Annotated in this window: 14 protein-coding genes; 10 read left to right on the top strand and 4 right to left on the bottom strand. The window is 36.4% G+C overall.

Translation table 11 applies throughout. The annotated features are described in order from the left end of the window. Positions 1-115: 115 nt before the first annotated feature. The 7 genes from C1634_RS19945 to C1634_RS19915 all read left to right on the top strand — a co-directional run bounded on the left by C1634_RS19945 (position 116) and on the right by C1634_RS19915 (position 10449). Entirely contained in the window at positions 116-2968 is a 2853-nt protein-coding gene (locus tag C1634_RS19945) for a T9SS type B sorting domain-containing protein (protein WP_103231245.1), read from the top strand. A gap of 113 nt (positions 2969-3081) precedes the next feature. Further along, positions 3082-6480 (top strand): T9SS type B sorting domain-containing protein, encoded by a 3399-nt coding sequence (locus tag C1634_RS19940; RefSeq protein WP_165835364.1) that lies wholly within the window; start codon positions 3082-3084, stop codon positions 6478-6480. Positions 6481-6683: 203 nt separating this feature from the next. Next, positions 6684-7478 (top strand): hypothetical protein, encoded by a 795-nt coding sequence (locus C1634_RS19935; protein ID WP_103231246.1) that lies wholly within the window; start codon positions 6684-6686, stop codon positions 7476-7478. A 288-nt stretch (positions 7479-7766) separates the two neighbouring features. After that, entirely contained in the window at positions 7767-8531 is a 765-nt protein-coding gene (locus C1634_RS19930; protein ID WP_103231247.1) for a DUF6759 domain-containing protein, read from the top strand. A 96-nt stretch (positions 8532-8627) separates the two neighbouring features. After that, positions 8628-9305: a tRNA (guanosine(46)-N7)-methyltransferase TrmB gene (gene trmB / locus C1634_RS19925; protein ID WP_103231248.1), complete on the top strand. Its 678-nt coding sequence runs from the start codon at positions 8628-8630 to the stop codon at positions 9303-9305. A 17-nt stretch (positions 9306-9322) separates the two neighbouring features. Then, a complete protein-coding gene (locus C1634_RS19920) occupies positions 9323-10018 on the top strand; it encodes a DUF6759 domain-containing protein (protein ID WP_228410123.1) in 696 nt (231 codons plus the stop codon). Continuing rightward, positions 10015-10449, top strand: a complete 435-nt coding sequence (locus C1634_RS19915; protein WP_103231249.1) for a DUF6759 domain-containing protein — start codon at positions 10015-10017, stop codon at positions 10447-10449. The genes C1634_RS19920 and C1634_RS19915 overlap by 4 nt, the downstream gene beginning before the upstream one ends. A gap of 259 nt (positions 10450-10708) precedes the next feature. On the opposite strand, the gene rpsB is transcribed toward C1634_RS19915, so the two are convergent. The 3 genes from rpsB to rplM form a co-directional block, all read right to left on the bottom strand. Further along, the gene (rpsB, locus tag C1634_RS19910) at positions 10709-11470 is read right to left on the bottom strand and encodes a 30S ribosomal protein S2 (RefSeq protein WP_045501217.1); all 762 of its coding nucleotides are present in this window, start codon (positions 11468-11470) and stop codon (positions 10709-10711) included. Between the two features lie 182 nt (positions 11471-11652). Continuing rightward, complete coding sequence (gene rpsI, locus C1634_RS19905) at positions 11653-12039, bottom strand: 30S ribosomal protein S9 (RefSeq protein ID WP_045501218.1); 387 nt, start codon at positions 12037-12039, stop codon at positions 11653-11655. 6 nt (positions 12040-12045) lie between these two features. Further along, complete coding sequence (gene rplM, locus C1634_RS19900; RefSeq protein WP_027375420.1) at positions 12046-12501, bottom strand: 50S ribosomal protein L13; 456 nt, start codon at positions 12499-12501, stop codon at positions 12046-12048. 348 nt (positions 12502-12849) lie between these two features. Between rplM and C1634_RS19895 the strand changes: the two genes are divergently transcribed. Continuing rightward, positions 12850-13959, top strand: coding sequence for a DUF3667 domain-containing protein (locus C1634_RS19895; RefSeq protein ID WP_103231250.1), 1110 nt, complete (start codon positions 12850-12852; stop codon positions 13957-13959). 42 nt (positions 13960-14001) lie between these two features. Here C1634_RS19895 and C1634_RS19890 read toward each other — a convergent pair whose 3' ends face one another. Then, complete coding sequence (locus tag C1634_RS19890) at positions 14002-14334, bottom strand: hypothetical protein (RefSeq protein ID WP_103231251.1); 333 nt, start codon at positions 14332-14334, stop codon at positions 14002-14004. A gap of 280 nt (positions 14335-14614) precedes the next feature. Between C1634_RS19890 and C1634_RS19885 the strand changes: the two genes are divergently transcribed. Together C1634_RS19885 and C1634_RS19880 are read left to right on the top strand one after the other, a co-directional pair. Further along, positions 14615-15013, top strand: a complete 399-nt coding sequence (locus C1634_RS19885) for a hypothetical protein (protein ID WP_123921518.1) — start codon at positions 14615-14617, stop codon at positions 15011-15013. Further along, positions 15010-16296: a hypothetical protein gene (locus C1634_RS19880; RefSeq protein WP_109739021.1), complete on the top strand. Its 1287-nt coding sequence runs from the start codon at positions 15010-15012 to the stop codon at positions 16294-16296. The genes C1634_RS19885 and C1634_RS19880 overlap by 4 nt, the downstream gene beginning before the upstream one ends. Positions 16297-16442 lie beyond the last annotated feature (146 nt).

The raw sequence follows: 16442 nt of genomic DNA, 5'->3' as shown, positions 1-16442 counted from the left end.
CCACGATCATCAAATCGTGGCTTATTTTTTTAAATTAATAATGAATATCATAAAATATTTCAATCACTAATCAACTATTCTGTTATTTTTGTACAAACTATAACTAAATATATATATGAAGAAGATTATATCGATTCTTCTGTTCTTGTTTGTGGCAACTCAAATGCTTTTTGCGCAAAGAGATACGGAACACTGGTTTGCTCCTATGGCAGCCCGATCCCCCAAAGTTGTCACTCCTATGCAGGCCCTTTATTTCTCTACAGATTCTGCGACTCCATTTACAGTAGACATTTATAGTAACAATACTATACTGGGTACCGTTACAATCAGTAAAGGTTCTCCACAGACATTTAATATTCCGTTGAATAGAATGGTTGCTACGATCAATGGGGAACTATTCACCCCTGGAAATAAAGGTTTGTACACTAAAGGATCAAAACCTTATTTTGTCACTTACAGATTCTCGGTAAGTCAGCACGGGGAAATACTAACATCAAAAGGAAAAGCCGGGATTGGGACAAAATTCTATGCGGTAACCTCTCCTATAGAAGAACTCAACGGCGAGTATAATTTCACCACCGGAATTCTGGCAACAGAAGACAATACCAAAGTGACAGTTTCCAATTATTCTGCCAACGTAGCATTCACCAACGGATGGACTGGGGTGACCAACCCTACGCTTACTTTTACATTAAATAAAGGGCAATCCTATATTATTGAAGGAATAGGTGATAAAACAGTCAATAAAGAAGCCTTCATTGGAGCCAAAATAGAATCTGACAAACCTATTTCAGTGACTAACGGAAATTTCAACGGACAGTTCGCAATGGCTGCAGGTGGTTCTTATCAGGGATCTGATATTATCATGGACCAGTCTGTACCGGTAGACCGACTCGGAAATGAATTTGTCGTTGTAAAAGGAAACGGTGACATCAGCAGAAGAATGGAAGATGCTTTGATTGTAGCTACTGAAGGAGGCACTCAGGTATATATTAATAATGCAGCAACGCCAGCTGCAACATTAGCTGAAGGTGAAAGTTACAGGGTAAACAAAATCAATAATAACAACTATATCAACCAAGGGAATGATCATTACAACATGTACATCAGAACGACAAAGAATGTATATGTTTACCAGCTGATGGCAGGGGTTGGAGCCAGTAATGCAACACTTGGGTTCAATTATATCCCGCCATTGAACTGCTACCTTCCAAGAAAAATTGATGAGATTGGAAAAATCAAGGACCTTCCTTATTCTACAACTCTTACAGGACATATCGTAAAACTAAATATTCTTACAGAGGCTGGAGCCAATGTTACCGTAAATGGAGCTCCTTTACCAGCTACCCAGGGTCCATATCCAGTAACAGGAACTCCAAACTGGGTCTCTTACTCTGTACCTGATATTACAGGAAATGTGACCATTAATTCTACAAAAGCTGTTACTGCAGGTATCTCCGGAGGTAGTGGTGTAGTAGGATATGGTGGTTATTTTGCAGGATTCTCCTCCATTCCTGTTATCGCAAAACAAAATGGTGAGTGCATCCCCGGAATTGTTCTGGAAGTTGATGACAGCTTCGATACTTACCAGTGGTATAAAGAAAATAATCCTATTCCAGGTGCAACAAGCCACTCTTATACTCCTACACAATCAGGAAACTATACGGTAAAAATTACAGTCGGATCGTGCCCGCCGGTATTCACCCCTGTGTATAAGGTGTATACATGTCTTAAGAAAACAATCATAAACGATACGGTATGTGACGGAGTAAAACAGATTGTACCCACATTCTCCAATTCTACCCAAACTGTAGTACCGGGAACGGTAATCATCATTACTCCTCCCACTAATGGGAATGCCGTTCTAGATCCGGCTACTGGTGTCATAAGCTATGCTCCGACGTACGGTTATATTGGTCCGGATAAGATCATTTATAAGTTTTGTGGAAACAATCCTGATTTTACAGATTGTGAAGAAGTGACATTAAATTTAACCATATCGGAAAGTCCTGTAGTGAATGATGCTTTAATAAGAACCTGCTTCCTGGAAGCTAATATTGCTACCGGATTGTTTAATCTTACCAATGTCAATGTAACGCTGGCTACCGGAATTACCAAGAAATACTACCCTTCTCTTGCAGATGCTCATGCCGGAACCAATGAAATTCTGACCCCTGCTACTTATATCGCTCCTAATGGGGTCGTTTATATAAAAGTAATTAATGGGAATGGCTGCTACAGAGTGGCAATGGTAACCCTTGTAGTTCTCCCTCCTGTAAAATCAGATGTGTTAGTAGACAAAATCATCTGTATGGAAGAAAAAACCACACTGGATGCAGGTCCTGGATTCAAAAGCTATGAATGGAGTACCGGAGCAACCACTCAATCCATCAAAAATGTAGGAGTGGGAGTCTATTGGGTAAAACTAAAAACCGGAGAATGCATCACCCTGCAGACGGTAAAAGTATATGCATCGGAACAGCCCGTTATTTCAAACATTGATATCTCAAACAATACAGTAACAGTGAATGTTATAGGAGGTACTCCACCTTATAAATATTCTATGGACAATATAAGCTGGCAGGATTCTAATCTATTTACCAATATTGCGAGAGGAAATGCCAGCGTCTACGTAAAAGATGCTTATAATTGTGAACCTATAAAAGTCGATATCACGATTCCCAATCTGATCAATGTCATTACTCCTAATCAGGATGGAGTAAATGATGTGATAGACTACTCTTCACTGGCCGTTAAAAACAATCTTGTATGTAATATTTTTGACCGATATGGAAGCAAAATCTTCCAGGCAGATAAAACCAACGGATACAAATGGAACGGAACGGCAGACGGCAGCAAAAGAGTTCCTACAGGAAACTATTGGTATGAAGTAGGCTGGAATGAGCCTAATGCCAAGCAAACACCCATAAAATTCACAGGTTGGATTATGGTAAAAAACAGAGAGTAATCCTACAGGCATAAAGTTTTGAAAGCCACGATTTTGAAATCGTGGCTTTTTTATTATGTTTTCAACTATTTAATACTTTTTATTATTAAATTTGTGATAAATACTACTACTGAATGAAGAAAATTCTATCTTTTTTATTTATATTTTATTTTTTCACCTCTGCTTTTGCCCAATTGGACCGAGAGCATTGGTTTGCTCCTATGATGGATAGGACAAGTGCTACCAATCCTTATCAGAAACTGTATTTATCCACCAGCAGAACGACTCCTTTTCCGGTAAGTATTTATAACAATAACGTACTGATCGGAACGGTGAATATCAGTAAAAATAATCCACAGAAATTCGATGTATTAAGAAATTATATTATCACCACTCTGCAGGCAGATTTATTTACCCCTACCACCAAAGGATTATACCTTAAAGCAGAATTTCCTTTTTATGCCAACTTAAGGTTTTCGGTATTCAATCATGCTGAAATCATTACTTCCAAAGGAATCTCGTCTAAAGGAACCAGCTTCTATGCCGCCTCTGCTCCGATCACTGTGAGCAACAATATTCTGAATTTCATGACCAGCGTACTGGCAACAGAAGATAATACCACCGTTACTATTTCCGGATACACTCCTACCGTTCAGTTTTCCAACGGGATGACCGGAGCCACAAATCCCACAATGACTTTCACCTTAAACAAAGGACAATCTTATATTATTGATGGAGTTGGAGATATAACAGGAAATTTTGATGGCTTCATTGGTTCAAAAATCATTTCAAACAAACCGGTCAATATCACCAATGGAAATTTTAACGGACAATATGCCGGAAACTTTCCTTCCAGTTCGGACATTTTAATGGATCAGGCAGTACCTGTCAACAGACTGGGGAATGAATTTGCTCTTGTAAAAGGAAACGGACCCATAGGATCCAATATGGAGGGTGCTGTTGTCATTGCTACTGAAGACAATACCCAGATCTTTGTTAATAATGAAATTCCTCCTATTGCAACCATCAATGCAGGAAAATATTATGTTGTACCTGATTCCAAATATATCCTTCAGGGAAACGGACATTATAATTTGTATCTAAAAACATCTAAAAATGCCTATGTCTATCAGATTTTAGCAGGAGATTCCAACTCGGGAAATGAAACTGCTACCGGAGGATTCAATTTTATTCCGGCTTTGAACTGCTACCTTCCCAAACAGATTAATGAACTAGGACTTATTAATGAAAATTTTGTTCATTCCAATGGGAATCCTTCAGGAGGTCTCAACATTCCTACAAAACTCAACCTTATTACGGAAAGAGGAGCTACCGTTACTGTAAACAGTGCTACGCCTCTTGCAATCACAGGTCCTTATAATATGACAGGAACCACCAATTGGGTAACCTATGGAATTCCTAATGTGACGGGAACCATTACAGTTGTTTCAGACAAAGCTATTATGGCAGGAATCACTGCTGGAAGTGATGCCGTAGGATACGGAGGTTTCTTCGCTGGTTTCCCCACACAGCCCGTTATTTTAAAATCAGGCGACGGATGTATTCCTGGGGTAGTTCTTACCGTAGATCCTCTTATCTATGATACGTATCAATGGTACAGAAACGGATCACTTATTCCGGGAGCTACTGCTTCTTCATTCACTCCTACGCTACCTGGATATTATACCTGTTCTGTAACGATGGGTAGCTGTGCGCCATTAGTCACCGAACAACTTAAAGTTCTTAACTGTACAAAACTGACCAATGCAGCCTACAATGTATGTACTACACAGACTATAACACCTGCTTTCAGTACTTCATCACAAACACCTGCTCCGGGCACTGTAGCGATTACAACAGCACCTGCATTGGGTACTGCAGTGATCAATTCAACGACAGGGATCATTACTTATACCGTGACAACTCCCGGTACATCAGGAACGGACACATTCACGTATACATTCTGTGGAAATGATCCGGACTTTCCTGATTGTGAAACGATCACCGTTACGATTAATATCCAGGCTCTTGTTGTCATGAATACGACCTTAACGGCCTGTGACATAAACGGACAGGGAACCTTCAACCTCACGACAGCAAACGTTACTAGTAATTCACCGGTTACGATTACTTATTACCCTACTCTTTTGGATGCTCAGAATGAAAACGCAACAGCATTGATCACCAATACAACAGCTTATACTGCACCCAATGGTACAATCATATATGCAGTTGTCAAAAACAATATAGGATGTAAAAGTATAGCGCAAATCACATTATCTCTTTTCAATAAAGCGATTGTTTTAGATAATTACAATGGTATTTTCTGTGATGATAACCTGGATGGAACAGTTACTGTTATCCTTCCTAATATTACTCCTCTTGTTCTCAATAATCCTAATTTCTTTACCAATGTAAGGTATTATGCAAACCTGGCGGATGCCAATGCAGGAAATATCAATACGCTTCCTAACAGCTGGAGTTATACAGCCACAACTACTATTTACATCAGAGTAGATTCTCCGGACGGCTGTGCTGCTGTGATCAAACCTTTGCAGTTCAGTATCGGAGCTAAAGTACCATTAATCACCAAATCTGTTACAGAAAGTGTTTGTGATGATGATTTAGATGGAATAAAAAGTGTCAATTTAGCACAGTTTATCCCTCAGTTTACATTAGATCCTAATGTTACTTTCACATTCCACGCCACTTTATCAGATGCTCAGAACAATGTGAATATCGTCTCCTCACCGGTTAATATTACAACCTCTCAAACATATTATATCCGTTTTGAAAAAAATGGAGTATGTCCTGAAGTGGCAACCCTTAAAATCAATATTAAGATCCCTAAAAAATCGGATGTATTAAAAGATAAAGCTATTTGTCCAAAGACAACGACTACTTTAGATGCAGGCCCTGGATTCGAAAGGTATTTATGGAGTACAGGAGCTACCACCCCTTCCATTACCAATGTTGCTCCGGGAAGTTATTGGGTAGAGCTTACCTTCAATGGCTGCGTTTACAAACAGTATGTGAACGTTACAGAACTGCCAATTCCTGTGATTACTTCTATTGAAATCGACGGAACAACAGTAAAAGTGGGAGTAAGCGGAGGCACACCACCTTATGAATATTCTTTGGACGGTGTGATATGGCAGAGTTCCAATGTTTTTTACAACGTACCCAGAGGGGCTCACAATGTATTTGTAAGAGACTCTAAAATGTGTGAGGAAGTCAAAAAACCATTTGCCATTATCAATCTGATCAACACCATCACTCCAAATGGAGACGGTTATAATGAGGGAATCGATTATTCTGCCCTCATGGCCAATGAAAACCTTGTATTCCGGATCTTTGACAGGTATGGTGCTGAGGTCTTCAGGGGAACTCCCGAAAACAGATATACCTGGGATGGAAGAATAGGCGGAAGATATGTTCCTACAGCCACTTACTGGTATTTTATCACCTGGACAGAGTATGGCTCTGCTCTTACGGTAAAATATTCGAGCTGGCTATTGGTAAAACACAGATAAGACAAGGAAACCGGAAGAAAGAATAACTGAAAACTCAGCACACTTTTCTTCCGGTTTTTTATTTGAATCTTTATTTTTTTAAGTTAATGACAAGTTTCTAACAGTCCTTAACAATTAAATCCCAAAGTTTAATATAACTTTAACCACTATTCATCATCTAATTAGGCAAAATTGCTATATTTCTATGTAATTTTGCGCATTATATGAAGAAACTGTTTACTCTACTGCTATTGGTTTTTCTGGCAAAAATGAATGCACAAATATATTCCGGAGAGGTATTTCTGAGAGACAACTCTATTTTATATCTCAATCAGGTATATGTTACGAACCTGACTATACAAAAAACCGTTCTTACGGACTACAATGGTAATTTTAAGATTCCAGCTAACCCTGGAGATGTCATCCGGTTTACCTCTATTGTTACCGAAAGAAAAGACATAAAGCTAACTCCTCAATCGATGACGCAGAAAAATCTGGTTGAGCTTAAAATTGCCTATTATGAAATTCAGGAAATTGTCCTCAGCAGGTTCAAACCTACTGGAAACCTACGGTATGATGTAAATTCGTTAAGAAAAGAAGATAAAGCATATGCGCTCAAGAAAGTCATTGGTCTTCCTGAACCGAAAGGTGACGGAACTCCACCTGAACTTCCTGTTGCCGGACTACGAGATGGCGGATTGACCTTCAGCCTTGAAAGCATCTATGATATTCTTTCCGGGGATAGAAAGAAAAAGCAGCGTTACCAGGCTTACGAAAGAATGAACACCTCCGTTGCCCAGATCAAAAATTATTTAGGAAAAGACTATTTTACAAGATTCAAAATTCCTGAGAATTTAATTGATAATTTCCTTCAGTTCGTTTATACCTCTGAAAACATCCAGGCCTATGTATTGGCTGGTAACTTTGAGGCAGTAAAGATTCCTATTGAAAAATATCTGCCGATCTATCAGAAGAGACTTAGAAGCTCACATCTTCAGGAGGTTGTAAGCAGCAATTAAAAATTCCGATAAAAAATAAATCAGACTATACAATAATCCATGTTTCACGCATGGATTATTTTTTTTGAAACAATAAAAATTTAGCCCAAACCTTTACTATAAAATATTTCAATATAGATAATTCAATTTTAACAATATATAATTCTATAATATTCAAAAAAATATTAAATTTATCTCACGAATAGGTGTTTAAAATAAAAATACTTATATTCCGTTATCCAAATAAAAACTAACCAGCGCAAAACGTAAATTAAATGAGAAACACCAATTCTAATTTAATATTAATTAATGAAAAAAGTACTTTTACTTCTTGGCTGTATGTTTCTTTTTATGGTGTCTGCTCAAAAAAAAGGCAAAGACTATAGTAATATTCTGAAGAGTAATAATATCTATGAGATCAATGCATTTTTAAGAGATGCCCATCCAGATGATCCACGAAGATCTGTTCTGAAACCAAAGGTAATGGACCTGATGAAAGAATACATCAAAAATGCACACCCTGCTGATCAGAAGGTAAAAGACATGCAGGAAATGCTTGCTATGCTGAGAAGAAGACCTTCTACAAAGATCACCTTCGATGAAATGAATGCGATCATCAAACAAAAACAAATTGCAAAGTATAAAGCTGAGCTGGCAGCGAAACAGTTTACTGCCGTTTATACTCCAAGCACGACTCAGAATACCTATGTTGTCAATACAACAGCAAATACTGCAGTTCTCAATGCTGAAGCAGAAGAATTCAACATGCTGATGGCCGTCTCTCCCGTAGAACATAAAAACAAAACAGTAAAAATCCTCAATTCCTTATTTGATAATGATCCTAATGCTAAAGAGTGCATTGTCATGATTCAAAACAAATCTGACTGTAATATCATTGTAAGAATGGAAGGTGTAGGCACCACCAAATACAGACTGGCAGTACCTGCTCAGGGTGAAGGTTCTATTGTCATAGAAAAAGGCCAGTACCTTTTCTCCAGTTTGGTTTGCGGAGCGCAATATGCCTCACAAAAAACAATACAAAGAGCCATTATGGTCGCTTTAGGAAGCCAATAATCTCAATCATAAACGAATTAGTTCTCTGCCTTTTACCTGCAAAAGGCAGAGATTCTCCATAAATTTTTAGTATTTTTGCACTCATTTTATAACTCAATGGGCAAGAATAAATTAGCAAGATTTACAGAAAACAAAATATTACCGAATGTAATACAACCTACAAGAGAAGAGGCCTTAGAAGGCTTCGATCTTAAAGGAAAATGGAGAGAAAATTTCTTTAAAAACGAGAATCCAATTGTATTGGAATTAGGTTGTGGAAAAGGAGAATATTCTGTAGGACTTGCCAAAACATTTCCTGAAAAGAATTTTATAGGAGTTGATATTAAAGGGGCCAGATTCTGGTTTGGTGCCAAAGAAGCTGTAGAAAGTAACATGAATAATGTCGCTTTTCTGAGAACTCAGATCGAACTCGTTGATTATTTTTTTGCTGAAAATGAAGTAGATGAAATATGGATTACGTTCCCGGATCCACAAATAAAATATAAAAGAACAAAACACAGATTAACACATCCGGATTTTTTAAACCGATATAAAAAGTTCCTGAAGCCAGGAGGTATCGTTCACCTGAAAACCGATTCAGAGTTTCTGCATGGGTATACACTGGGATATTTACAGGGGGCAGGCTATGAAATTATCAGCGCGCACCATGATATCTATGGGGCACCTGAATACGATCCTAATACGGAGCATTTGAGAGATATCAAAACGTATTATGAAGAGCTATTCTCGGCTAAAGGAAAAACAATTACTTATATTAAATTCCGGATAAGCTGATGAAATAAACAAACTTGATGAAAAAAAAAATTTCAACGATTTTATTCTTCACATTTCTAATACCCGTCTTTACAAATGCTCAAAAAAGCAATAAAGACATTCTAAAAAACACAAACATCAAAGAAATTGAAGAATACCTGAAGAACGCACACCCTGACGATCCTAAGAAAAGCGTGCTAAAACCAAAGCTGATCGCTTTAAAAAATGCAGAATGGACAAAAGGAGCCCGTACAGCCAAACCTATGGAAGCAAGGCCTGTAATCTCTGATATTCCTAAAAGCATTATGAGAAACCCAAATTCAGACGATGCTGAAGAGTTTAAAAAACTCATCACTGAAACATCTGCTGAACACAAGGATAAAACGGCAAAACTTCTGAATGCAATGTTCAATGAAGATATTACCCGTAAGGAAGCGATCCTTTTATTCAAAAATAATTCGGACTGCAATATCGTACTGCGAATTGAAGGAAAAGATTATTACAATCTTGCCGTTCCAGCTCGTGGAGAAAATTTCATTGTGCTCAATAAAGGGTCCTATACGCTCAACAGTAATATCTGCGATATGAAATACATTTCACAGAAAGACATTAAAAAAAGTATATTTGTAACGGTAGGTAACCCGGGACAGGCTGAGACAGAACTGAAATCTACCCATAATGAACCGGAAAAAAAACCTTCGAAAAAAGAGAAACCCAAAAATAAAATAGGATGAAAAAACTATTCGTTTTTATCGGAATTTCAATGATTCTTACCAGCTGTAATGTAAATTATGGAGGTTATCCGGTAAGAACATCTTACCCTGGCAATAATTCAGGGAGCACAGCCAATACAGAAAGAGAATATAACGAGCTTATAAAGGTTTATAAGCCGGAAACAGCCGATGTCCTTAATGATCTCCTCAACAGTGATGATCCCAAGAATCCTAAGACCTCTATTTCGGTAGAAAACAAATCTCCCTGCAATATGGTACTTACTGTAAGCGGGAACAATTTCTTCAAGAAAATCCCCATAGGTGCTGGAAAGATAGGATATACAATGGTTCCAAAAAATCAAAACTACAGGTTATCCGGAGTTATCTGCAACTCGAATTATCAGAGTACAAAATTTGTAACCACCTCCTATTCTATAAAACTTTCAAAATAAAAAATATAACCCGCAGGATTCTGTGGGTTTTTCTTTTTAAAGAAGCATCGGTAATAAGGAGTTTAATAGACACTCAATAGATTATCTTTTGGACTTTCTAAACCCGGATAAAGAACAAGCTAAGCAGTCTGCAAATACTCGATAGAGCAGCCAGAATACCTAGTGACCCTTTAGCAGTCCGTAAGAGTTCTTGGCATAAACAATAAAAAAACGCTGGACCTAAATCCAGCGTTTTTCCTATATTAAAGAAAATCTTTAATTATTCTGCATCGAAATCAGCATCTGTATCAGCAGATACTTTTTCTCCTTCTTCTTTAGATTTTTCTTTATCAGCTTTTCTTTGAGACTGACCTTCTTTGATAGAATCAGAAACAATGCTCAAGATCATATCGATAGATTTAGAAGCATCATCGTTTCCTGGGATAACGAAGTCTACTTTTCTAGGGTCAGAGTTTGTATCAACAATACCGAAAACTGGAATACCTAATTTCTTAGCTTCAGTTACTGCGATGTGTTCTCTTAAGATATCAACTACAAAGATTGCAGAAGGAAGTCTAACCATGTCAGAGATAGAACCTAAGTTTTTCTCCAAGTTAGCTCTTTGTCTGTCAACTTGTAATCTTTCTTTTTTAGATAAAGTTTCGAACGTACCGTCTTTTTTCATTTTGTCGATAGAGTTCATCTTCTTTACAGCCTTTCTGATAGTAACGAAGTTCGTCAACATACCACCTGGCCATCTTTCTGTAATATAAGGCATATTAAGTTCAGAAGCGTGTTTTGCAACAACTTCTTTCGCTTGCTTCTTAGTAGCTACGAAAAGAACTTTTTTACCTGCAGAAGTTAATTTTTCTAAAGCGCTGCACGCTTCATCCAACTTAACTGCTGTTTTATGTAAGTCTACAATGTGAATACCATTTTTCTCCATAAAAATGTATGGAGCCATATTTGGATTCCACTTTCTAGTCATGTGACCGAAGTGTACACCAGCCTCTAGAAGGTCTTTTACATTTGCTTTTGCCATGTTTTCTGTTTTTGTTAGTTTACTTTCCGTCTTTTAAACAATCAACAACTTCTTTAGATGGGAGAAGCGTTTGGATGCTAAACGTAACGGGCAATTTTTTTGTTTTGATAAATAGATTTAGATATAAGACAACAGACCGAATAAATTCTGAAATCTGAGATCTTGTATCTGAAGTCTGAAAATTAACGTTTTGAGAATTGGAATCTCTTTCTTGCTTTTTTCTGACCTGGCTTCTTTCTTTCCACCATTCTTGCGTCTCTTGTAAGTAAACCAGCAGGCTTTAATGCTAATCTGAACTCAGCGTTGATCTCGCATAAAGCTCTTGAAATACCTAATCTGATAGCTTCTGCCTGACCTGTATTTCCACCACCGAAAACATTTACGGTAACGTCGTACTGACCAACAGTCTCAGAAAGGATAAACGGTTGGTTTAATTTGTAAACCATCACGTCTGTAGAGAAATAAGTTGCAGCATCTTTACCGTTTACTGTAATAACACCAGAACCTGGTCTTACATAAACTCTTGCTACAGAAGTTTTTCTTCTTCCGATTTTGTGAACTATAGACATAATTAATTATTTAAATTCGTTAACATTAATTGTTTTAGGCTGTTGAGCTTCATGTTTGTGCTCAGTTCCTTCATATAAATAAAGGTTCTTAAGGATAGCAGCTCCTAATCTGTTTTTAGGTAACATACCTTTTACAGATTTCTCTAATACCTTTAAAGAATCTTTCTTTTGAAGTTCAGCCGCAGTCATAGACTTCTGTCCACCAGGATAACCTGTATGCCAGATGTAAGTCTTATCAGCCCACTTATTTCCGGAAAGCGTAATTTTCCCAGCATTCAAAACGATCACGTTATCACCACAATCTACGTGAGGTGTAAAGTTCGTTTTGTGCTTACCTCTCAAAATCTTTGCAACCGTAGAAGCTAGTCTTCCTAACGGCTGTCCTTCAGCGTCTACCACAACCCATTCTTTATTAGCAGTAGCTTTGTTCGCTGAAACAGTTTTGTAACTTAATGTATTCACACGTTTTAGTTAAAGATTAAACATAATTTACCCCTAAAAGGGTGTGCAAAGGTACAAATTATTTTTGTAACCCAAAAACATATTTTATTTAATCTATAGAATATCTGTTATAGTGCTGACCTTTAATAGATTTTAACATCATTAATACGTTTGGCATAAATCTTGAAAAATGTTGTGGCGATGAAAAAAACACTTAGAAGATTCTAAAAACACACATGACAAAGCAAAGAGTTTATTCCCTCAACTCTTTCTTTTATTAAATTTACTTTAAAGATTTCCGTAAAACACATTAATACAACTACTGTTTCATTGAAATAATTATATTTGTATCAATCATATTAATAATTCATGAGCCACGGAAAACTAAGAGATGATAAAACCTGTCTGAACTGCGGACACCAGGTTGAAGAAAGGTTTTGCCCCCACTGCGGGCAGGAAAACACTGAACGTAGACAGCCTTTCTACTATCTCTTCACCCACTTTATTGAAGACTTCACCCATTATGACGGACAATTTTGGGGAACATTGAAAAACCTGATTTTTAAACCCGGAAAACTTACAAACACTTATCTGGAAGGCAAGAGACAGCAATTCGTCCCTCCTGTAAAACTTTATATTTTTGTCAGTTTTATTACTTTTTTCATGTTTGCTCTTTTTCCGATGATCAATATTAATTTATCAGAAGGAAAAGATGCCGGAAGTCACAATACACCAAGTTTTTTCGACAAAATAAAAGTGGCAGAGACCCAGAAAATACTCGACAGTATAAAAGCGGAAAAAAATCCCAGTCAGGGAGATTCTGCAACGATAAAAAAAATTAATACATTATTATCTGATTCTGTTAAATTAAATGATCTCAAAGAAACCTTTGAAATGAATAAGAAAATCGATGCAGATGTTAATTTTGGAGGATATAGAACAAAAAAGTCCTACGACTCTGCAACGGCTAAAGACCCATCAGCTTTGGATTTTATACAAACTCCATTAGCTCACAAGTTCTTCGAACTAAAGGAAAATGGTCTTACAAAAGCAGAAATCTTTAAAAATTTGGCGGAAAAATCTTTCCATAATATGCCGAAGGCGCTTTTCATCTATCTTCCGCTGTTTGCATTCTTTTTATGGATTTTTCACAAGAAGAAAAAATGGTGGTATTTCGATCACGGAATTTTTACACTGCATTATTTCTCATTCCTATTACTGACTATTCTATTTATATTCCTACTCGCAAAACTGGTAGATCTTACAAGCATTGGGCTGATTAATATATTCTTATATTTAATAATAATATCACTGTCAATATATAGCATAGGATATTTCTTTATTGCCCACCGCCGGGTTTACCATTCCCATGGATTAGTAAGTATGATCATTGGTATGACATTACTGACCATTAATTTTATGGCATTTATGATTTTGGTTGTCGGCCTTGCCCTGGTAAGTTTCCTGATGATCCATTAATAATAAATAAGGCTGTCAAATGAGACAGCCTTATTTATTTTATTATTTTCTTAACGACTTGCTTGCCCTAAAGCTTGCAAATAGATAATAAGCGACAAAAACTGTTGAAAATTTCAGGATAGAAGGGATCGCCAGTTCTAGTTTAAAAATCAAAGTTCCTATAAGAACCAGAATTCCCATCGCTAAAAATGACAGGCCTAATTTCTTGGGCAGTGTAAAATTAGGAGTATCCAGATAATAAGCAATTCCCCAGGCAGAGCCAAAGGCAAAAGCATAATAAATATCCAGTCCGATATTCTCTGAACTGATAAAGAAATAATTGATCAGGAAGCTTACTACTGTTCCCAATGCGAAGTACATCAAAGCTTTTTGCATGTCTGTAAAAATATTTTGCAAAAGTAGAGAATTTAATTGGGGTGCAGAATCCTTGTAAATATTTAATTATTGAATTAAAGGCTGCTTTTTATTCAGAAAAACCTGATCGGATTATTTTAAACAATACAATATCACCCAAAAAGGTAATTGACCGCAAACATTACAAATTATAAATTTGAAGTAGAATCAAAAGCTGAATATCATCACACCTATTTTAAAAGGTATTGGAATGAGACCTCTGACTTTGAAAAAACAGACACAAAACCAAAAATTAATAGACATGAAAAAAATCCCAAAAACAACAGTAAAAATTGCTCAATTTAACGAGAGTAATGTAGAGGTGAACGTAATAATCAGCGCCAACACACAATTTGGTGATCCCCATTTTATTATTAATGGAAAGTGGATAGAAGACAATAATTTAAATGATGATAAATTTTCTTTTACCATTCCAAAAGCAGATATAGAATCTGATAAATTACTTTTTGCAACATCTTTTAATACGAGCATGCAGATGAATCACTTGCAGATTTTAATCAATACATGCAGAATAAAATTTGAATTCCCCCAAATTCCCGCCAAGAACTTTCATTTCAATCCTTTTGAGGGTAAAAAAATTGAAGATTTATCTGACAGGAAGAGCTATCCTGTTTATAAATTCATAAATGTTAAGTTATGAAAAAAATATTAATACTAGCAGCTCTGGTGGCTAGAACGACATTACTATTTTCTCAAAATAAAGAAATTAGTGCAGATTTAAACAAATTGGAACTCTCCAATGCACCAAGTGTAATGCTTCTCGGTTTAGCAAGCTCTGATTTGGAAACTCCAAAATCAAAAAAGGCTTTCATGACCAGTATTGTCAATTCTTTCAGCGAAAATGAAGGTCTTCCCAATGCCTATGCAGTAGAACTTACACCCACCCATTTATTTCCTCTGACGGAGATGGATGCTTTGAAATATGCCGGTATTAAAAGCATTAAAAAAGCTGATAATACTTACGAGTACAAGAAAAACATTTTCAGTGAAGTAAAAAACGTTTCATTCTCATTTGCGTTTCTAAAAAATTATAAAATTGAAAATCTTGACACAGAAAACCCTTCGGTATCTTTTTCTTTGCGAACTACTATATTTAAAATAAGAAATAAAAAAAATATAGCTGATATTGTCGCTTCCAATGACATGATCTCAGAAATGCTAACCCGTATCCAAAAAGATTTTGAACACACACAAAAATTTATGGATATATACTCGTCTGGTGGCAGCCAAGATGAAATAACCGAAAAGATTGAAAAAGCATACGATGAATTTGTAACAGATTTTTATAAAACCGGAAAATATAAAAAATTCATTGACGAAACTGAAAAATATAAAAAGTACCTTGACGAAAAACCTGCTTTTCAATTAGATGTGGCTTCGGCTTACAGCACTTTCTTTTTGGATAATCAATTCAAGAATAATCAATTTGGGAAACTGGGAGTTTGGATGACGATGAGTTCCGGAATCAACTTGGAAAGAGATCCAAAGAAAAATGAAATTCCAAAGGAAAGTGAAGATCCGAATAAGGAAAAGTCAAAACTAACCATCAAAGAAACCTCCGCCACAGGAATTTCAAAAACTGAAAAAAGGTTAAACTTCTATGCCGTTGCAAGATATCTTCAGGATAAAACGGTTTATGATCTTACCAACGGATTCAGCAGAACGAACAATTATGATTTTGGTGGAAAAATAGAATTGGTATACAATAAATTCTCTATTGGCTATGAATTCATTTACAGAAGCAGCGATCTGGATAACACCTACCGTTCTAATGGAATTATCAACTATAAAGTGTCCGACAACGTATACATCAATGCCGCTTTTGGAAAAAATTATGGTGACAAGAATAATCTCATTTCATTTTTAGGATTGAACTGGGGATTGGATAGCAAAAGGAAAACACTTTTTTCGGAAAAACAATAAAACAGAAAGTTTTCCTGAAATAAAGACAAAATTCCAGATTCAGGTAATCTAAAAAAAATCGGCAGATAAACATCTGCCGATTTTTATTCTTCCATTAAGTAGAGTAATAATCTGTAAATCCGGACTTAACCTCTACACAGGTCTGC

The organism is Chryseobacterium viscerum, assembly GCF_002899945.2.
Taxonomy (GTDB): Bacteria; Bacteroidota; Bacteroidia; order Flavobacteriales; family Weeksellaceae; genus Chryseobacterium; species Chryseobacterium viscerum.
The sequence above is the reverse complement of the archived record's forward strand: the minus strand, read 5'-3'. Positions and strand labels throughout refer to the sequence as shown.